The organism is Candidatus Bipolaricaulis anaerobius (assembly GCF_900465355.1).
Lineage (GTDB): Bacteria > Bipolaricaulota > Bipolaricaulia > Bipolaricaulales > Bipolaricaulaceae > Bipolaricaulis > Bipolaricaulis anaerobius.
The window spans coordinates 406,469-424,648 of record NZ_LS483254.1; the positions used below are offsets into that span (position 1 = coordinate 406,469).

Annotated in this window: 17 protein-coding genes and 1 tRNA gene; 5 read left to right on the forward strand and 13 right to left on the reverse strand. The window is 69.8% G+C overall.

What is annotated here, in order from left to right:
• Positions 1–57 precede the first annotated feature (57 nt).
• From BARAN1_RS01985 to purB, 4 genes are all read right to left on the reverse strand, one after another.
• Positions 58–798, reverse strand: coding sequence for a fumarylacetoacetate hydrolase family protein (locus BARAN1_RS01985; RefSeq protein ID WP_122030660.1), 741 nt, complete (start codon positions 796–798; stop codon positions 58–60).
• Positions 795–2,036, reverse strand: coding sequence for an adenylosuccinate synthase (locus BARAN1_RS01990; protein ID WP_122030661.1), 1,242 nt, complete (start codon positions 2,034–2,036; stop codon positions 795–797). The genes BARAN1_RS01985 and BARAN1_RS01990 overlap by 4 nt, the downstream gene beginning before the upstream one ends.
• Entirely contained in the window at positions 2,018–5,155 is a 3,138-nt protein-coding gene (gene ileS / locus BARAN1_RS01995) for an isoleucine--tRNA ligase (protein ID WP_122030662.1), read from the reverse strand. Before ileS ends, BARAN1_RS01990 begins: the two co-directional genes overlap by 19 nt.
• 121 nt (positions 5,156–5,276) lie before the next feature.
• Positions 5,277–6,596, reverse strand: a complete 1,320-nt coding sequence (gene purB / locus BARAN1_RS02000; RefSeq protein ID WP_122030663.1) for an adenylosuccinate lyase — start codon at positions 6,594–6,596, stop codon at positions 5,277–5,279.
• 145 nt (positions 6,597–6,741) lie between these two features.
• On the opposite strand from purB, the gene tkt reads away from it, so the two are divergent.
• The 5 genes from tkt (at position 6,742) to rpmF (ending at position 10,042) form a co-directional block, all read left to right on the forward strand.
• The gene (gene tkt / locus BARAN1_RS02005; protein WP_122031749.1) at positions 6,742–8,781 is read left to right on the forward strand and encodes a transketolase; all 2,040 of its coding nucleotides are present in this window, start codon (positions 6,742–6,744) and stop codon (positions 8,779–8,781) included.
• Positions 8,772–8,843: transfer RNA gene (locus tag BARAN1_RS02010), tRNA-Ile, on the forward strand. The genes tkt and BARAN1_RS02010 overlap by 10 nt, the downstream gene beginning before the upstream one ends.
• A 26-nt stretch (positions 8,844–8,869) precedes the next feature.
• Entirely contained in the window at positions 8,870–9,385 is a 516-nt protein-coding gene (locus BARAN1_RS02015; protein ID WP_122030664.1) for a ribonuclease HI family protein, read from the forward strand.
• The gene (dtd, locus tag BARAN1_RS02020) at positions 9,386–9,847 is read left to right on the forward strand and encodes a D-aminoacyl-tRNA deacylase (protein ID WP_122030665.1); all 462 of its coding nucleotides are present in this window, start codon (positions 9,386–9,388) and stop codon (positions 9,845–9,847) included.
• A 9-nt stretch (positions 9,848–9,856) separates the two neighbouring features.
• Positions 9,857–10,042, forward strand: a complete 186-nt coding sequence (gene rpmF, locus BARAN1_RS06805) for a 50S ribosomal protein L32 (protein WP_122030666.1) — start codon at positions 9,857–9,859, stop codon at positions 10,040–10,042.
• A 4-nt stretch (positions 10,043–10,046) separates the two neighbouring features.
• Here the strand turns inward: rpmF and BARAN1_RS02030 are convergent, their stop codons facing one another.
• From BARAN1_RS02030 to BARAN1_RS02070, 9 genes are all read right to left on the reverse strand, one after another.
• Complete coding sequence (locus BARAN1_RS02030; protein ID WP_122030667.1) at positions 10,047–11,318, reverse strand: MFS transporter; 1,272 nt, start codon at positions 11,316–11,318, stop codon at positions 10,047–10,049.
• Positions 11,315–12,121, reverse strand: a complete 807-nt coding sequence (locus BARAN1_RS02035) for a sugar phosphate isomerase/epimerase family protein (protein ID WP_122030668.1) — start codon at positions 12,119–12,121, stop codon at positions 11,315–11,317. Before BARAN1_RS02035 ends, BARAN1_RS02030 begins: the two co-directional genes overlap by 4 nt.
• A 1-nt stretch (position 12,122) precedes the next feature.
• Positions 12,123–12,860 carry an SDR family NAD(P)-dependent oxidoreductase gene (locus tag BARAN1_RS02040; protein ID WP_122030669.1) on the reverse strand — a complete coding sequence of 246 codons (738 nt, stop codon included), beginning with the start codon at positions 12,858–12,860 and terminating at the stop codon, positions 12,123–12,125.
• 8 nt (positions 12,861–12,868) lie between these two features.
• A complete protein-coding gene (gene upp, locus BARAN1_RS02045) occupies positions 12,869–13,492 on the reverse strand; it encodes a uracil phosphoribosyltransferase (RefSeq protein WP_122030670.1) in 624 nt (207 codons plus the stop codon).
• A gap of 40 nt (positions 13,493–13,532) precedes the next feature.
• Positions 13,533–14,417: a hypothetical protein gene (locus BARAN1_RS02050; protein ID WP_122030671.1), complete on the reverse strand. Its 885-nt coding sequence runs from the start codon at positions 14,415–14,417 to the stop codon at positions 13,533–13,535.
• A gap of 129 nt (positions 14,418–14,546) precedes the next feature.
• Complete coding sequence (gene plsY, locus BARAN1_RS02055) at positions 14,547–15,194, reverse strand: glycerol-3-phosphate 1-O-acyltransferase PlsY (RefSeq protein WP_122030672.1); 648 nt, start codon at positions 15,192–15,194, stop codon at positions 14,547–14,549.
• 49 nt (positions 15,195–15,243) lie between these two features.
• Positions 15,244–16,659 (reverse strand): ABC transporter permease, encoded by a 1,416-nt coding sequence (locus BARAN1_RS02060; RefSeq protein WP_122030673.1) that lies wholly within the window; start codon positions 16,657–16,659, stop codon positions 15,244–15,246.
• The gene (locus BARAN1_RS02065; protein WP_231944283.1) at positions 16,656–17,345 is read right to left on the reverse strand and encodes an ABC transporter ATP-binding protein; all 690 of its coding nucleotides are present in this window, start codon (positions 17,343–17,345) and stop codon (positions 16,656–16,658) included. Before BARAN1_RS02065 ends, BARAN1_RS02060 begins: the two co-directional genes overlap by 4 nt.
• Before the next feature lie 9 nt (positions 17,346–17,354).
• Positions 17,355–18,026, reverse strand: coding sequence for a hypothetical protein (locus BARAN1_RS02070; RefSeq protein WP_122030674.1), 672 nt, complete (start codon positions 18,024–18,026; stop codon positions 17,355–17,357).
• Between the last annotated feature and the right edge of the window lie 154 nt (positions 18,027–18,180).

Here is an 18,180-nt window from a genome sequence, read left to right on the forward strand (position 1 = left end):
TGGTATGGGGCCGGATCATAAACGCTGGCGGAGCGGACATCAACCGCGCCGGCTTGGTCACGCGATGCGCACGGCGAGGGAACCGATCCCCTCCACCGCCACCTCCACGGTGTCCCCCCGGTGGAGCTCGCCCACGCCGGACGGCGTTCCCGTCAGCACCACGTCCCCCGGCACGAGCGTCATGAACGCGCTTGTGTACGCAAGGAGGTGGGGCACAGGGAAGATCATGTCCGCGGTTTGGCCGTGCTGGCGGAGCTCTCCATTCACATGGGTGCGGATGGAGAGCGCCCGGGGATCGAGGTCGGTCTCGACCCACGGCCCCAGCGGGAGGAACCCGTCAGCTGATTTCGCGCGAACCCACTGTAGATCCGTCTTCTGGCGGTCGCGCGCTGTGAGGTCGAGGGCGCACGTGTAGCCGAGGACGTAGTCCAAGGCCTCCCGCTCGGGGACGGCCTTCATGCGGCGGCCGATCACGACCGCTAGCTCCCCCTCGTAGTGGAGGGAGTGGGTGAACGGGGGGTACGGGATCGTCTCCCCGGGGGCAGCGAGGGCATTGGGGGCCTTGAGGAACAGCCCCGGCTCGGCCGGTGCCTCGTCCGGGTGCCCCATCTCCCGGATGTGCTCCCGGTAGTTACGTCCCACGCACACGATCTTCGTCGGCCGTGCCGGGGGGAGGAGCCGGACCTCACCCAAGCGAAACGTCCGCCCGGTGGTGCCCCCGCCCGGACCACGGGTCACCCGGATCTCATCACCGTCGAGGGTCCCCCATGTCCCTCGACCGAAGCGCACGATCCTCACTTGCTACCCCGCTCGATCATCGCCTGCTCACCGGGACCGGTCCCGATGAGCGTCACCGGAACGCCGAGCTCCATCTCGACGAACCGCACAAGACCGCGGGCCGCGGAGGGGAGCTCCTCCTCGTCGCGTGCCCCCGCGATGTCCTCCCCCCAGCCGGGGAGGACCTCGTACACCGGTTCGGCCCGCGCGAGGTCCTCCACCCGGGCCGGGAACGCCGCGCCCCCCTGTCCCGCGATCGTGTAGGCCACAGCGACCTTGATCTCGTGGAGCCCGGAGAGGACGTCCAGCTTGGTCAGGGCGAGCTCGGTGAACCCGTTCACGCGGTGGGCATGGCGCAGAGCGACGAGGTCGAGCCAACCGCAGCGGCGGGGGCGGCCCGTGGTCGCCCCGTACTCTCCTCCCCCCTCCCGCAGCCGGTCCCCCACCGCGCCCAACTCCTCGGTCGGGAACGGTCCCTCTCCGACGCGGGTCGTGTAGGCCTTCATCACCCCGACCACCCGTGCCAAGTTCACGCGGACCCCCGTGCCCCACCCGATGCCGTGGACGGTGGTCGTGGAGGAAGTCACGCAGGGGTACGTCCCGAGGTCGAGGTCGAGGAGCGTGCCCTGCGCTCCCTCGAACACGACGTCGCTTCCCCCGTCGAGGGCGGTCGCGATCGCGCGTTGGGCGTCCCCGATCCGATCGGCGAACCGCTCCCGGAACCGGAGCAGTTCGCCCCAGACCTCCTTGGGGTCGGGCCCGCCGCCCGCCCGTTGTGCGCACTCTATCAGGTGATCCAGCACCATCTTCTCATCAGCGAGATCAGCCAACCGCAGGCCTCGCCGGGCGACCCGATCCTCGTAGCAGGGGCCGATCCCGCGGCGGGTGGTGCCGATGCGATCGGCCGCCCCGCTCAGCTCTTCCCGCAGGCGGTGGAAGGGCAGGACGAGATGGGCCCGTTCCGAGAGGAGGAGGTCCGGCGCGGGGCGGCGTTGAGCCTCCAGTTCCCCCAGCTCCCGCTCGAGCTCCCACGGGTCGAGCGCCACACCGTGTCCCACCACCCCCTGGCACCGCGGGTGGAGCGCGCCCGATGGGACGAGGTGGAGCCGGGCCGTGCCCCGCCCGTCCTCCACCGTGTGCCCGGCATTGGCCCCCCCGTTGAACCGCACGCACATCCGCGCGGTCCGGCACAGGTGGTGGACCACCTTCCCCTTCGCCTCGTCCCCCCACTGCGCCCCGATCACCGCGACCGCTGGCATCCCTGCCCCCCGCTGCGCTTCAGCCACACCCGCCCGGCCCGGCCGTGGACCTCCAGTTCCGCCTCGTGCTCGGCGCCTGGGAGCGCGCCCTCCCTCACCGCCACGGCGAGCACCTCATCGCGGATCCGATCCGCGAACCGGCGGAAGATCTCCCCGAGATCCCCGTCGTAGCCGATCTCGATCCGGTCCGTGACCAGGAACCCCGCTTCCTTGCGGGAAAGCTGCAGGCGGTGGACGAGCTCCCGCAGGTCTCCCTCTGCCCGAAGCGTCTCGTCCACCCGCAGATCGAGGGCCACCGCCCCCTCCGGCCCCGTGCTCACCACGAACCCCTCCACCGGCCGCCACTCCACCTTGACCGACTCCGGATCGAGCACCACGGGGTTCCCCTCCACCCGCACCTCGATCCGGCCGCGGGAGGCGAGGTCCGCCGCGAGCGTCGCCGGATCGGCCTGGGAGAGAGCAGAAGCGATCTTGGGGAGGAGTCCCCCGTACAGGGGGCCCAACCGCCGGAAGTCGGGGGTCACCTTCGGCACCCGATACGGGTCGAGGCTGTCCGTGAGGACGATGCGGGCCACGTTCACCTCGTCACGGACGAGGCCCCACAGCTCGTCGGGGATCACCTCGTCCCCCCCCTGGCGAAGGACGTGGAGGGTGGGGAGCGGTTGGCGGACCTTGACCTTCGCCACGTTGCGCGCCCCGAGGGCGAGGGAGGCCACCCGGCGCACGCGGGCCATCTGCGCCTCGAGGGAGGGGTCGCGCCCGGACGGCTCCGGCCAGTTGGCGAGGTGGATGGAGTCTGGATCATTTTCCATCCGCAGGGAAGCCCACATCGCCTCGGCGAGGAACGGGGTGAACGGGGCGAGGAGGAGGGCCAGGGTCCGCAGGGCGTCGTACAGGGTCCCGTACGCGCACAGCTTGTCCTGGGTCAGACCCTCACCCCAGAACCGCGGGCGAGAGAGGCGGATGTACCAGTTGGAGAGATCGTCCACGAGCTCGTCGATCTCCCGCGTCGCCGTGAGCGGATCGTACCCATCAAGCGCCGCCGTGACCCGCTCCACCGCTCCCCCGACCCGCGACCGGAGCCAGCGGTCGAGCGCCGGGCGGTCCGCCGGAGCGGGGACAGAGGTGGACGGAGCGAACCCGTCAATCTCCGCGTAGAGGGCGAGGAAGTCGTGGCAGTTCCGCACCGTATCGAGGAACCCGAACCGGGCCTGCCGGGCGCCGGTTGCGTCGTACCGCCGCTCGTTCCACGGCGCGGACTCGGACGCGAGGTACCACCGCACCGCATCCGCGCCGTGAGCCGCCACGATCGGCATCGGATCGAGCACGTTGCCCCGGGACTTGCTCATCTTCTGCCCTTCAGCATCGAGCCCCAGCCCCGTGACGAGCACGTTCCGGTAGGGGGCGGATCCGTGGAGGAGGACCCCCGTGACGAGCATCGTGTAGAACCAACCCCGGGTCTGATCGAGGCCCTCGCTGATGAAGTCCGCGGGGTAGGATTCCTTGAATTGGTCAACGTTCTCGAACGGATAGTGCCACTGGGCGGTGTGCATCGAGCCCGAGTCGAACCAGGTGTCGAGGACGTAGGGCACCCGCCGCATCACCCCCCCGCACGGGCAACGGAGCTCGACCCGATCCACATAGGGACGGTGCAGTTCCACGGCCCGGGCGAGGTCAGGATCGAGGGCGTGCGCGACGAGCTCCGCCCGCGAGCCGACCACCTTCATTCCCCCGCACGTGGCGCAGATCCACACCGGAAGCGGCGTCCCCCAGTACCGATCGCGGGAGAGGGCCCAATCCCTGAGCGAACTCAAGAAATCACCGAACCGGCCCCGCCCAATATGCTCAGGATGCCAGTTCACCTTCTCATTCTCCTCGATCAGTTTGTCCTGAACCTTCGTGGTGGCGATGAACCACGAGTCGAGGGCGTAGTAGAGAAGCGGGGTGTCACACCGCCAGCAGAACGGGTAGTCGTGGTCGTAGGTCTCCTCCCGGAACAGGCGCCCGCGCTGGGCGAGGTCCTTCAGGATGAGCGGGTCCGCGTCCTTCACGAACACGCCGGCGGCGAGGGGGAACTCGTCGGTGAACCGTCCCCCGCGATCCACCGGTTGAAGGAAGGGGAGCCCCTTCTCCTGGCCCAGGTCGTAATCCTCCTCCCCGAACGCGGGGGCGATGTGGACGATCCCCGTCCCCTCGTCGAGGGACACGAACGCGGCCGGCCATACCTGGTATGCATCGTTGCTCTGTGCCACACGGTACAGGGGCGTGTAGTGCCGGTGGAGAAGCTCGTGCCCTGGGAAGACGCGGAGGATGTTCGCCTCCTCCCCCAGCACTGCCGGTACCCGGGCCGCGGCGAGGATCAGCCGTTCCCCCCTGTACACGACCTCCGCGTACGAGGCGTCGGGGTTGACCGCCACCGCCACGTTCGCGGGGAGCGTCCACGGGGTCGTCGTCCACACCAACAGGGAGACATCCGGGTCATCCGCGAGGGGCATCCGCACGAACACGGAGGGGTCAGCCACCCGCTGGTACCCCTGGGCCACCTCGTGGGAGGAGAGCGATGTCCCGCAGCGGGGGCAGTAGGGCAAGATCTTGTGGCCCTGGTAGAGGAGGCCGCGGGCATGGATCTCCCGGAGCTCCCACCACAGGGTCTCGATGTAGTCATCGTGGTAGGTGACATAGGGGTGTTCGAGGTCGATCCAGAACCCCATGCGCCGGATCATCTCTTCCCAGGCCCGGATGTAGGTCCGCACAGAGCCCTTGCACTGGGCGACGAACTCCTCCACCCCGTAGCGCTCGATCTCGGCCTTGGTGCTGATCCCAAGTTGCTTCTCCACCTCGAGCTCCACGGGAAGGCCGTGGCAATCCCACCCCGCCTTCCGGCCGACGTAGCGGCCGCGCATCGTGTGGTAGCGGGGGAACAGGTCCTTCTCGAGCCGGGCGAGGAGGTGCCCGATGTGGGGATAGCCGTTGGCCGTGGGGGGGCCTTCGTAGAACACGTACCGGGGGCAGCCCAACCTCTGTTCGAGTGACCGCGCGAAGACCTGGTTCTCCTCCCAAAAGGCGAGCACGGCGGCCTCGCGCTGCGCTGGATCTGCCTCAAGCTTCGTGAACCCCACCCGTTCCTCCTACCTGTCCCCCAAATCCATGGGTTTTCTCGCTAGGGAATGCCGGCAAGATGCTCGCGGACGTTATACCTGCCCCTGGGGGGGCAGGATGAAGCAACAGATCCACGTTCGCTCAACCATCGCGATCTCCGGGCGCAGTATACCCCGCCCTGCGCACGCGGTCGAACGCCGCTCCGACGTCGCCGAGGGCGGAGCGGAGGTCGAACGCGGACCGCAGGTCCTCCCGGCTCAGCCGGGCGCGGACGATCGGGTCCGCCGCTGCCACCTGGGCGAGGTCGCTTCCGGTCGCGCGGGCCATGGCGGCGAGGCGGGACACGAGCTCGTGGGCCTCGCGCCGGCCGAGCCCCGACCGCACGAGGGCGAGGAGGAGCCCCTCCGAGAACGGGAGGCCCCGCGCTTCCTCGATCCAGGCCCTCATCCGGTCCGGGAAGATCACGAGGCCGCGCACGAGGCCAGCTGCCCGGTCGAGCATGTAGTCCACGAGGATGAAGCTCTGGGGGAGGAGGACCCGCTCCACCGAGGAGTGCGACATGTCCCGCTCGTGCCAGAGGGCGTTGTCCTCCCAGGCGGGGCCGATCCCGGCCCGTACGACACGGGCCAGGCCGCACAGCCGCTCGGAGAGGATCGGGTTCTTCTTGTGGGGCATCGCCGACGATCCCTCCGGCCGCCCCTCCGCGACCTCCCCCACCTCGGATCGGGAGAGGTGGCGGACCTCGAGGGCGATCTTCTCGACGAGGGACGCCGCGGAAGCGAGGGCGAACAGGACCTCCGCGTGCCGGTCCCGGGACACGATTTGGGTCGCGATCGGACAGGGCCGAAGCCCGAGGGAGGCGAGGGCCCGTTCCTCGGCCTGGGGAGGGTAGTGGGCATGGGTCCCCACCGCGCCGGAGAGCTTCCCCACTGCGATCCCGTCCCGCGCCCGGCGGAGCCGGGAGACCACCCGCCCCAGCTCGTCGTACCAGGCGAGGGCCTTCCGTCCGAACGTGGTCGGCTCCGCCCACTGGCCGTGGGTCCGGCCGAGGATCGGGACATCGCGATGCCGCTCCGCGAGCTCCCCCACCGCCTCCCCCAGCCGCGCGGCCTTGTCGAGGACGAGGTCGAGGCCCGCGACGAGGGTCAGGGCGAGGGCGGTGTCCTTGACGTCGGACGAGGTGAGGCCGTAGTGGAGCCAGCGCCCCTCCGGGCCCACGGCCTCCTCGAGGGCCCACAGGAACGCCAGGAGGTCGTGCCCCGTCTCCTCTTCCCAGGCCCGAATTCGGTCCCGATCGATCCTCGCCCGCGCGGAGACAGTGGCCGCTGTCCCAGCCGGGACCCCGTCTGCTTCCTCCAGGGCCGCGAGGGCGGCGAGCTCGACCCGCAGCCAGTTCTCGTACTGGGCGTCGGGCGTCCAGAGGTCCTTCATCGGGGCGAGCGCATACCGATCGAGCGTCACGGATGAAGGATAGACCGTTACCGAGTGGCGTGCCAACCCCTGGTCTCCGTGAGCTGACGGCTATAATCCTCCTGAACCGGAGGAGGGCCTGGTGAACCGAACCGAGAGTGTAGCCGTGAACGCCGTGCGATTCCTCGCTGCGGACATGGTGGAGGAGGCGAAGTCCGGTCACCCTGGGCTCCCCCTCGGCGCGGCGCCGATGGCCTATGTTCTGTGGACGCGCCACCTCACGCATAACCCCCGCGATCCGGCGTGGCCGGACCGGGACCGGTTCATTCTCTCTGCGGGGCACGGGTCGGCCCTCCTCTACGCGCTCCTCCACCTCGGGGGCTACGACCTCCCCCGGGATGAGCTGGCGCGGTTCCGGCAGTGGGGGAGCCGGACCCCAGGGCATCCTGAGGCCGGGGTGACCCCAGGGGTGGAGGTGACGACCGGCCCGCTGGGGCAGGGGCTGGCGATGGCGGTGGGGCTGGCGATGGCCGAGGCCCACCTCGCCGCGCGGTTCAACCGCCCCCCCTACCGGGTCGTGGACCACACGACCTATGTCCTGGCGAGCGATGGGGACCTCATGGAGGGGATCTCCGCCGAGGCGTGCGGCCTCGCGGGGCACCTTCGCCTGGGGAAGCTGATCGTCCTCTACGATCGGAACGGGATCTCCCTCGCTGGCTCGACCGAGCTGGCGTTCACCGAGGACGTGCCGGCGCGGTTCGCCGCCCAGGGGTGGCACGTGACCGAGGTTTTGGATGGGAACGACCTCACCGCGCTCGACCGCGCCCTGCAGGCGGCGCGGGAGGAGACCGCCCGCCCCTCGCTCATCTGTGTCTCGACGACGATCGGCTATGGGGCTCCGCAGAAGCAGGGTACGTTCCACGCCCACGGCTCCCCCCTCGGGGAGGAAGAGCTGCGGGGGGCGAAACGAGCCTTGGGCTGGCCGGAGGAGCCCCCCTTCTTCGTCCCGGACGAAGCCCGCCGGCCGTTCCAGGACGCGGCGGCCCGCGGCGCGGAAGCCCAGAAGCGATGGGACGAGGCGATGCGTGGCTACCGGACGGACCACCCCGAGCTCGCCCGGGAGCTCAGCCGCCGGCTGCGGGGCGAGCTCCCCGTCGGCTGGGATGCGGGCCTTCCCTCGTTCGCGGCAGGAGGGAAGGCGATCTCCACCCGCAAGGCATCGGAGGCGGTCCTGCAGAGCCTCGCCAAGGCCGTCCCCGAGCTCGTCGGCGGGTCGGCGGACCTCAACCCGTCCTGCCTCACCTGGCTCAAGGGGGAAGGGGACTTCCAGGCCCCCGGCCGCCGGGCGGGCATCCAGGGCGCGGTCGGCGGCCGCTGGGATCACGGTGGGCGGAACCTCCACTTCGGCGTTCGCGAGCACACGATGGGGGCGATCGCGGTGGGGATGGCCCGCCACGGCGGGGTGCGGCCGTTTGCCGGCACGTTCCTCGTCTTCTCCGACTACATGCGGCCCCCGATCCGGCTCGCCGCGCTCATGGGCGCCCCCGTCGTGTTCGTGTTCACCCACGACTCGATCGCCCTTGGCGAGGACGGCCCAACCCACCAGCCGGTGGAGCACCTCGCCTCGCTGCGTGCTATTCCCAACCTGACCGTGATCCGGCCCGCCGATGCGGGCGAGACGGTCGCGGCATGGCGGGCAGCACTTGAGCGTCAGGAGGGGCCCACCGCCCTCGTCCTCACCCGCCAGGATCTCCCCGTCCTCGATCGCTCCCGCCTCGCCCCCCCCGCTGGGCTGCGCAAGGGGGGATACATCCTGTGGGAGAGCTCCTCGGGCGCCGTGCCGGAGCTCATCCTCATCGCCACCGGATCGGAGGTCCACCTCGCCCTCGCCGCGGGGGAGGAGCTGGCGGGAAACGGCCTCCGGGTGAGGGTCGTGGCCCTTCCAAGCTGGGAGCTATTTGACCGTCAACCTGCTCCGTACCTGGATCACATCCTCCCTCCCGCGGTCCGGGCGCGGGTGGCGGTCGAGGCCGGGATCCGGCTGGGGTGGGAGCATTACGTGGGCCTGGAGGGAGAGATCGTTGGGCTGTCGTCGTTCGGGGCGAGCGCCCCGGGGCCGGTCCTCCTCCGCGAGTTCGGGATCACCCCTTCCGCCGTCGTCGCCGCGGGTCAGCGGGTCCTGGCGCGAGTTGCTGCTGCCAGAGAGCGCGACTACCATGGGCCGGCGGGTCCGTAGCTCAGGGGTAGAGCAGCCGGCTCATAACCGGTTGGTCGCAGGTTCAAACCCTGCCGGGCCCAGAACCCAGTTCGGTTGAGGAGGGGGGATGCGGAAGATCTTCGTGAACGTGGATGGCAGTTCCCACGGTAGCCCTGGGGAGGCCGCGATTGGGATCCTCGTCACGGACGAGAAGGGCCAGGTCCTCGGGCAGGAGTCGAAGCTCATCGGCCGGGCGACGAGCGACGTCGCTGAGTACAAGGCCCTCCTCGACGGGATTCGCCTCGCCCTCGCTCTCTCCCCGGACGAGGCGGTGTTCCTCACTGATAACCAGGTCGTCGCCAACCAGGTCAATGGGTTCTACCAGGTCCGCGAGCCCCACCTCGAGCTCCTGAACCGCAACGCCCTCGATCTCCTCTCCAAACTCCCGCGCTGGCGGGTGAACTTCGTGGAGCGGGAGATCAACCACCCTGCCCACCGCCTCGCGGAACAGGCGTTCCGGGAGCGGAGCCGCCAGGAGCGGGAGCGAGCCGATCTCACCCGCGAGATCGGGTACCTCCTCGATGGCCTGCCGGTGGACGAGCTGCGCCGGCTCGTCGCCTACGTGCGATCGCTGCGCCCCTAGATGCGCATCGTCCTGCAACGGGTGAGCGAGGCGAGCGTACGCGTCGCGGGGCGCGAGGTCGCCCGGATCGGCCGGGGGCTCCTCCTCCTCGTGGGCATCGGCAGGGGGGATGATGAGGATGAACTCCGGTTCTGGTCGCGCAAGATCCCTGAGCTGCGCGTTTTCCCCGACGACGACGGTCGGATGAACCGCTCACTCCGCGACGTGGGGGGGGAGATCCTGTGCGTATCCCAGTTCACCCTCTACGGGGATGCTTCCCAGGGCCGCCGCCCCGGGTTCGACCGGGCGGCGCCGGGCAGCGAGGCCGCTTCCCTGTACGAGACGTTCCTCGCCCGGCTGCGGGAGGAGGGGTTCCCCGTCCAGAGCGGCCTGTTTGGGGCGCGGATGGAGGTTGCCCTCGTCAACGACGGGCCGGTGACCTTGATCTTGGAGCGGGCGCCGGCACAATTGGGACGCACCTAAGGAGGGTTGATGGCTGCAGTTCCGAAATCACGAAAGTCCCACCGCGAGGTGAGGCTTCGCCGTACCCAGTGGCGGGCGCAGATGATGCCTGCTGCCGTGTGTCCGCAGTGCCACGAGTTCCGGCTCCCCCACCGCGTGTGCCCGTCGTGCGGGTACTACAACGGGATGGTCGTGGTCCAAACGGAGAAGAAGTAGCCCCCTACGAGACGGGGCGCCCCTCCACGAGGAGGATCGGGAGGGCCACCACCATCAGCATCGCCCCGAGGAGGAAGGCGGCGGGGAACCCGATGAAATCGGCGACGAATCCCCCCGCGAGGGCGCCCAGCACGTTCCCCAACCCCGCCACGGCGTTGTAGATCCCGAGTCCCTGGCCTTGGAGTCCGCTCGGGGAGAGACGGGAGACGATCGCCGTCACTGACAGTTGGAACAGGGCCCACGTTGCGCCGGCCACGCCCCACAGGAGAGGAAGGAGCCAGCGCGCCACGTGCGGGGTGGTGAGGGCGAACCCCACGAACATCCCGGCCCGGCCGAGGAGGGCGAGCGCCGCCGCCGGGCGGTGGCCCCACCGCGCAACCGCGCGGCGCGCCAGTCCGAACGCGACCACGCTCACCCCGTGGTGGACCACGTTCAGCGCGAACACGAGCTCGCTCGGCCATCCCAGCTCCTGGCGCACGAACACGGGGAACGGTGCGAACACGATGGAGAATCCCCCGAAGGCGAGCATCGCCGCGTAGTAGCACAGGACCAAGTCCGGCCCGAAGGCCGTGCGCCCCTGCAGGAACCGCACGAGTTGCGATGGGCGGAGGATGTCATAGAGCTGCACAGGGCCGTAGCGGAACCGCTCGTAGAGGAAATTCCCTACCGCAACCGCGATGTCCCGGAACGAAGGGGCCTCGATCTGGATGCGGGGCTCGCGGATCTCCCGCAGGGCAACGAGCAGGCCTCCGAGCGCAAGGGCGCCCACGATGATCCCCAGCGACTTGAGGCTCCACCCTTCCCCGAGGGCCCGCCCGACGAGCGCAATCCAGCCTGCACCCAACGCGAGGCCGAGGGTCCACCCCACCCCGCAGTACACGTTGAACCGGGCGATCTCCCCCTCCCAGTGCTCCTTGGGGAACCCGGCGAGGACGAGGAGGATCGATACCGACGAGGCGGCCATCCAGGCGAACGCAACCCAGCCGTTGACGAGGAGCAGCTGGGGGAGCTGCGTGATGAGCGGGAGGAGGAGGTAGGCGATCCCGACCCCGAAGAAGCTCAGCGCGACGAACACCCGCCGCCGCCGGGTGCGGTCGAGAAGCCTCCCCCACACCAGGCTTGCCACCATGTTCATCAGGCTTCCCACGGCGGCCAGGGTTCCCACCGTGCCCGCCGTCGCCCCAAGGTAATAGGCGTAAAGCGAAAGGAGGGGCGACGCCGCACCCATCGCTGCGTTGGACAGGACGTACGCCCAGTACCAGCGGGGGGCCCTCATCCTCGCTCCAGCACGGCGACCGACTCCCGCAGCCCGTCGGGATCAGGGATCTCGAGCACGATGGGGCCGCGGTACCCGGCGCTAGAGAGCGCTGCCCATGCCGCCCGCCACGGCAGGCTCCCGCGGCCGAGGGGCAGGTGTTCATCCCGCTCCCCGCGGTTATCGTGGAGGTGGACGTGGACGAGCCTCTCCCCGAGCGCGGCCACGTAGGCCGTGGGGTCCCCTCCGGTGGTGTGGAGGTGGCCGAAGTCCAGGCACGCCCCAAGCCCAGGGAACCGATCCACCGCCTGAACGTGCTCCGCTGGGGTGTGCACCATGTCCCACCCGCGGGGGCGCTGCTTGTTCTCGAGCGCGACCTGTACCCCTTTCCGCGCGGCACGGGCGAGGATCACCTCTATCGCCAACGAGAACCGGCGCCAGGCGAGGTCCCGTTCCCCCGTGAGGGGCAGGTAGTCTGAGTCTACGTGCCCGGGATGGACAACGAGGAGGCGCGATCCAAGGTCGGAGGCAAGGTCCAACGCCCCGATCACCTCCTCCACCGATGCCGCAGCGATCGCGCGCAGGGGGGAAGCGAGGTTCAGGTCATAGATCGGCGCGTGGACCGTGCTCCACAGGCCGCGCTCCGCCAACTGGTTCCGCAACCGGAGGCGCACCGCGGGCGAAAGGTCCCCCGGGCCGGCGGCGCGGGGGTCGGCCCGCAGCTCGACCCCGCCCAACCCGAGCCCAAGCGCCAATTCGAGCCACCGCTCGACGTCCATCCCCGGCCACAGGAATGTGGACAGCCCCAACTGGTGTCGGTCCATCCTACCCCATGCGGATGCCGCCGTTGGCGGAGACCGTCTCCCCGGTGATGTAGCCCGCCTCCTCCGAGCAGAGGAACGCGATCACAGCGGCGATCTCGTCCGCCGTGGCCACGCGGCCGAGGGGGATTTGGGCCCGGATCTCGTCCCCCCGCGCGGCGAGCGCCTCCTGGTTGATCTCCGTGGCCACGAACCCGGGGCACACCGCGTTCACGGTGATCCCGAACGGGGCCACGGCGAGGGCGAGGGACTTCGTGAGGCCAAGGAGGCCTGCCTTGGCGGCGGCGTAGTGGATCCCGTGGGCCGAGCCGGTGAGGGCCCGCAGGGAAGAGACGTTCACGATCCGCCCGTACTTCCCCTCCCGCATGTAGGGGACCGCGTGCCGCGAGCAGACGAACGCGGCCGTGAGCCCCACCGTGAGCATCCGTTCCCAATCCTCGAGCGACAGCTCCTCCCACGGCACCCGTTGCACGTAGCCCGCGTTGTTCACGAGGATGTGGAGTCCTCCCAGGCCCTCGGCCGCTTCGTGGACGAGGTCCCGCGCCTGTTCCAAGTCGGCGAGGTCGGCTTGAAGGATGAAGGCCCGGCTGCCGAGGCGTTGGATGGCCGCCGCCACCTCCTCCGCCGCCGTACGCTGGGTACGGTAGCTCAGCGCCACATCGCAGCCCTGCGCGGCAAGCTTCACCGCTGCCGCAGCCCCGATCCCCCGCGATCCGCCGGTGACGAGCGCACACCGTTTCATCGCATCCCCTAGGTGCCGAACAGGCGGTCCCCGGCATCCCCCAGGCCGGGGCGGATGTAGCCATGGGCATCGAGCTCCCGATCGAGGGAGGCCGCGTAGACTGGGACGTCGGGATGGGCGTTGTGGATTGCCCGCCGCCCCTCCGGGGCAGCGACGAGGCACAGGAACCGCACATCCCGCGCCCCGCGCTCCTTCACGATCGATACCGCACGGGCAGCCGACCCGCCGGTGGCGAGCATCGGATCGACCACGATCACCAACGCATCGCTCAGGTTGGCGGGGAGCTTGGCGAAGTACTCCACGGGCTTGAGGGTCGCAGGGTCCCGGTAGATCCCGATGTGCCCGACCCGGGCGCTGGGGATGAGGTCGAGGACGCCGTCGAGCATGACGATGCCTGCCCGGAGGACCGGGACGAGCACCACGGGGCGGGCGAGCTCCACCCCCGCCGTCCGCTCGAGGGGGGTCTCCACCTCGACCTGGCGGAGGGGGAAGTCCCGCGTGATCTCGTACACCATGAGCGCGGTGACCTCCTCGAGGATCTGCCTGAACTGGAGGCGGTCCGTGCGCCGATCGCGGAGCATCGTGAGCTTGGCCTTGATCAGCGGGTGCTCGACGAGGACGAACGTAGCCATGGTGGTGCCTAGGGTAGCGGGGAAGACGGCGCGCGCAACCCTAGATGAGGGACAGGTAGGGATGCTCCTCGCCGAGGACCGTATCCAGGTGGACCTGCCACAGCTTGAGGGTTTTGTAGAGGGAGGCCACCAGCCACCGCCGCACGTCGTCGCGCGGACCGACCATGGCGTGGACCCTCTCCTCGAGGGAGTTCCGCGGTGGCCCCTTCTGGATCCACTGGGCGAGGGCCTCGCCGATGTCGCGCAGGGTGGAGATACGCTCTGGGTCGAGCTTTGGGGCGATCCGGAGGGAAGGGATGCACACGAGTGCCGACGGCGGTTCGCCGTTCCCGATGCTGTGGGCGAGGCGGTCGAGGTTCCACAGTAGCGTGTAGGCACAGGGATGTTGGGCGACCACGGAGAGGGGGGCCTCCTCTCCATCCACGAGGGCGCGCGCGGGAGGGAACTGGGCCTTGTCCGCCCAGCGGTCGAGGGTTGCATCGAGCGCTGCCGCTCCCTGGCCGATCCCCAGGACGACCTCCCCCATCGCGCGGGCCGCCTCGGCCCGCTCCGGGGTGTGGGTTCCGAGCGAGCCCACGAGGGGACCGCTCCCGTTGCCGTGGTCGGCCCACTGGACCAGCCCCGTACCGAGGCGGAGGAGGTTTCGCTGTACGGAGAACGGGATGTCGCCGCAGCCGCCGAACCGCGGCCAGACGCGCCCCGCCCCGATCATGGCCAGGACCTGTTCCAGGCCCTCCAGGAACCGATGGGCACAGGGCTCAAACCCCCACCGCGGCATCCGGTCCCGGACGAGGATCGCCCACCGGGGGAGGGAGATCTCCTCGCTTAGGCTGTTCAGGTAAAGGATCTCTTCGTCGAACGCCTCGCGGCCATCGATCCCTGGGGCCTCCCACCACTCGGCGATGCGCCTCTCTGCGACCTTCACCCTCTCCCTCCCTCGCCCGTTGCCGGCGGAAACCGGCCTAGACGCGACTCGGCTTGAGATCAGGAACGACCCGAGAGCCCCATTCTACCCCGTCCCCTTGCCCCCTCAACGGACGCGGCCGAAGAGGGTTCACCCCCTCCCGCTCCGCCTCTCCCAGGGGCGTCGGAACCGGTTCTCCTTCCCTGCGATGAGGCGGCGGATGTTCTGGCGGTGGGTGTAGAAGATGAACGGCACCAACCCCACCGTCACCGCCCGCACCGCCGGATGCACGGCGTACGCGGCGGTGCGATCGAGGAGGAACGCGGCCACGGGGAGGGCCACCGCTGCGGTGAGGGACGCCAGGGAGACGATCCCCGTTCCGAACGCGACAAGGGCGAATGCTCCGGCCGCGATCGCCGTGGGGAGCGGGGCGAGCGCGGCGAGCACCCCCGCCGCTGCGGCGACCCCCTTTCCCCCCCGGAACCGAAGGTAGGGTGTGAACACGTGCCCGAGGATCGCGGCCACCCCCGCTGCCATCCCGAGGTACACCCTCTCCCCCTCCCACACGGGAAGGAGCGGCAGCAGGCCCGCGGCGAGGTAGCCCTTGGCCACATCCAGCGCCATCACCGTGATCCCCGCTTTCCACCCCAAGGTCCGCAGCGCGTTCGTCGCTCCCACGTTCCCCGACCCCACGCGGCGGATGTCCACCCCCCACAGTCGGCCGATGAGGAATGCCGTTGGGATCCCGCCAAGCAGGTAGCCCGCCGCCACGATGAACGCGTAGGAGATCACACCCATGGTTCCATCATAGCGCGGCTCCCTCCGCCGGCACCACGGATGGGTGTGGCTACTCGGTGGTCAATGCCTCTACCGGGTTCAGCCGCGACGCGCGCCACGCCGGCCACGCGCCGGACAGGGCGCCGATCACAAACGAAGCGGCGACCACGCCCAGGATGAGCGCGGGCTCGAACACGGGTCGGAACGATCCCACGCCGAGTGCTGGCCCAAGGAGGCGCGTGCCGAACAAGCTTAGGATGCCGCCCGCGATGAGGCCGAGGACGCCGCCGATGAGGCCCATCAGGCCGGAGTCCACGAGGAACAACGCCATCACCTGGCCGTCGCGGGCGCCGACCGCCTTGAGGATGCCGATCTCCCGTGTCCGCTCCAGGACCGACGTGTACATCGTGTTCATCATGCCTACCCCTCCGACGACCACCGCCACAGCCGCGATGCTCGCCAGCACGGTGGCGATCATTCCCAGGGTGCCCTGGATGCTTGCCGCGATCTGCTGCACGGAGGTCGGGGTCCCTCGTACGCCCTGCGCAGTGAGCTCAGCGGTGATGCCGGCGAGCACCTCTGCGACGTCGGCCCCAGCGGCCATCCGTGCGATCGTGGTCAGGTTCCCATCCTGGCCGGTCCACAATGCCGTTGCGCGCTCCTCGAGGACGAACAGGGAGTCGTCGGTGTTCGTCATCCTCCGCGTCAGGAACGAGGCGCCGCTGGTGCGGGCCGCATCGGTGGCGATCCGCGTCGCGCTGACGGTGGCCCCCCTGGCCGCCTCGTCGTCCGCCGCCCTCGATGGAGCGAGGATCCCGACCACGGTGAATGCCTCCCCGTCCACACGGATCGTGTCGCCCACCGTGACCCCGAGGCTCGTCGCGCTGCGCGCGCCGACCACGACCTCATTCGTCGCGGTGCCGGTGAACGAGGTGCCACGCTGGACCTCGAACCCGCCGACGATGGACGGGAACGCCTGGAGGAAGCCCTGCGACAGGGTGGTGAGCCGCAGGAACCCGCTCGCCGCCGGGCCGTCCACGCTCACCACCCGCGTGCCCACGTTGCCGGCCTCGACCAAGCCTGGAACGGCCTGCACGAGCTGCTCCGTGTCCACGGCGCTGACCGGGGGGAGCCCCGCTCCCGCGGCGTTTGCGGCGGATTGGCCGATCCGGCTGGGGTCGAATGTCCCTCCGCTGGAGGGGGGCGTGGCCGTTGCCTGGCCCCTGCCAGGCTGGGAAGCGGGAGCCGTTCCTGGTCCGAACGTCCCCTCTTCGGGCGGGCCGGCCATGCCGCCGGGGGCGATGATGATGATGTCGTACCCGATGTCCGTGAACTCCTGAAGCACAGCGCGCTCGACCCCGGTCCCGATGGAGAGGAGGGACACGACGGCGGTTACGCCGATGAGGACGCCGATTACGGTCAGCCACGAGCGCGTCCTCCGGCTGCGGATGCTCCCGATCGCGAGCTTGATCAAGGGGAGGATCACGGGCGCCCTCCGCTCCCTTCGGAGAAGGATTCCACCTTTCCATCGCGCAGGGCGATAAGGGCATCCGCCTCCCGAGCGATCTCCGGGTTGTGGGTCACGACGACGATGGTCTTGCCGGCGCGCACGAGGCTACGGAGGAGCTCGAGGATGCGCTCTCCGGTCCCCGTGTCGAGGTTGCCGGTTGGCTCGTCAGCTAGGATGAGGGGGGGATCGTGGACGAGGGCGCGGGCGATGGCCACGCGCTGCTGCTCGCCGCCGGAGAGTTTCGTCGGGCGGTGGTGACTGCGGTCGGTCAGCCCGACCACGGTCAGGGCATGGAGGGCCTTCTTTCGCGCCGTGGGCGCGGCCTCGCTGCGCAGGAGGAGCGGTAGCTCGACGTTGCGCAGTGTGGACAGGTTCGGGATGAGGTTGAACTTCTGGAACACGAACCCCACCTGGGTGGCACGGAACTCGGCTCGCCTCCGCGACGAAAGGGAGCCCAGGTCTTGGCCGTCGTAGGTCACACGGCCACTCGTCGGCGTGTCGAGGCATCCCGCCAAGTGGAGCATCGTAGACTTGCCCGAGCCGGAGGGGCCCATGATCGCGGTCAGGTGCGTGCGGGGGATCTCCACCGAAACGCCGCGCAGCGCCTCGACGCGCGTTTCGCCCATCGGGTAGGTCTTATGGACATCGTGGAACGCGATCAACGGTCCTCCTCAGGGCGTGTAGACGAACTCGGATAGCTCGACCGAGCTGAACATCCGGAACGGGTGCTCGTCGGTGGAGGCCGCGCTGTAGCGGAACACCATCTTCGCCGGGAACGGCAGCAGCCCGCGGATCGCTAGATCCACCGCGAACGCGAGATCGATCTCAACGTTCATGTAGTCGGCGTGGGTGTAGGTGCCGTGGATGACCTGAACCCCGGCGATCGTCCCCAGTTCCCCGGCTTGGAACCGGCCACCATCGGGGAGGAGGTAGTTCTTGCCCGGTTCGATCGCCGCGGAGGCGATGGTGGAGAGGGGGGAGAGGTCAAGGGTCCCGCTCGCGTCCTCCGGTACGTGGATGCCCAGCCGGGGGAGGGGGATGCCGAAGAACCCGATGTTCACCATCTCCAGCGACACCGTCTCCGTGCTCGTCGAGACGACGGAGTAGGTGCCGTCAGGAAGCAGCGTGATCTCGGTCGTGGTGGTGGAGGGCTGGATCCCTCCCTGACGGGAAATGGTGTAGGTGTACTTCAGGTAGCCGCCGGGGAACGTCCCACCCCCGAACAGGTTGACGGGGGGCTGCCCCACCCCCGGTTCGTCCGTCTGAGCGCTGCCGACCAGGGCAAACGTGGATCCGAGGAGCAGCGCGACGATGGTGGCACCGAACCGCCGATCTCCCTTCATGCTGAACCTCCTTAGGCATCGAGGGCGGCAGTGTCCGCGCGCGCGGGGAAGGTCCCGTGGCAGGCCTGTGGCAGAGCTGTGGAGGAATCGCCGGGCTCGCCGCGGGCCTCGCCCGGGCTTCTCGGCTCCGGCGGGCCGCGCGGCCGAGAAGGGG

Coding starts and splice junctions, on each gene's coding strand:
- BARAN1_RS01990 (WP_122030661.1), bottom strand. CDS start 2,036: ATGCCAGCGGTCGCGGTGATCGGGGCGCAGTGGGGGGACGAGGCGAAG.
- tkt (WP_122031749.1), top strand. CDS start 6,742: ATGGTGGAGGAGGCGAAGTCCGGTCACCCTGGGCTCCCCCTCGGCGCG.
- BARAN1_RS02015 (WP_122030664.1), top strand. CDS start 8,870: ATGCGGAAGATCTTCGTGAACGTGGATGGCAGTTCCCACGGTAGCCCT.
- dtd (WP_122030665.1), top strand. CDS start 9,386: ATGCGCATCGTCCTGCAACGGGTGAGCGAGGCGAGCGTACGCGTCGCG.
- rpmF (WP_122030666.1), top strand. CDS start 9,857: ATGGCTGCAGTTCCGAAATCACGAAAGTCCCACCGCGAGGTGAGGCTT.
- BARAN1_RS02030 (WP_122030667.1), bottom strand. CDS start 11,318: ATGAGGGCCCCCCGCTGGTACTGGGCGTACGTCCTGTCCAACGCAGCG.
- BARAN1_RS02035 (WP_122030668.1), bottom strand. CDS start 12,121: ATGGACCGACACCAGTTGGGGCTGTCCACATTCCTGTGGCCGGGGATG.
- BARAN1_RS02040 (WP_122030669.1), bottom strand. CDS start 12,860: ATGAAACGGTGTGCGCTCGTCACCGGCGGATCGCGGGGGATCGGGGCT.
- upp (WP_122030670.1), bottom strand. CDS start 13,492: ATGGCTACGTTCGTCCTCGTCGAGCACCCGCTGATCAAGGCCAAGCTC.
- plsY (WP_122030672.1), bottom strand. CDS start 15,194: ATGGGTGTGATCTCCTACGCGTTCATCGTGGCGGCGGGCTACCTGCTT.
- BARAN1_RS02070 (WP_122030674.1), bottom strand. CDS start 18,026: ATGAAGGGAGATCGGCGGTTCGGTGCCACCATCGTCGCGCTGCTCCTC.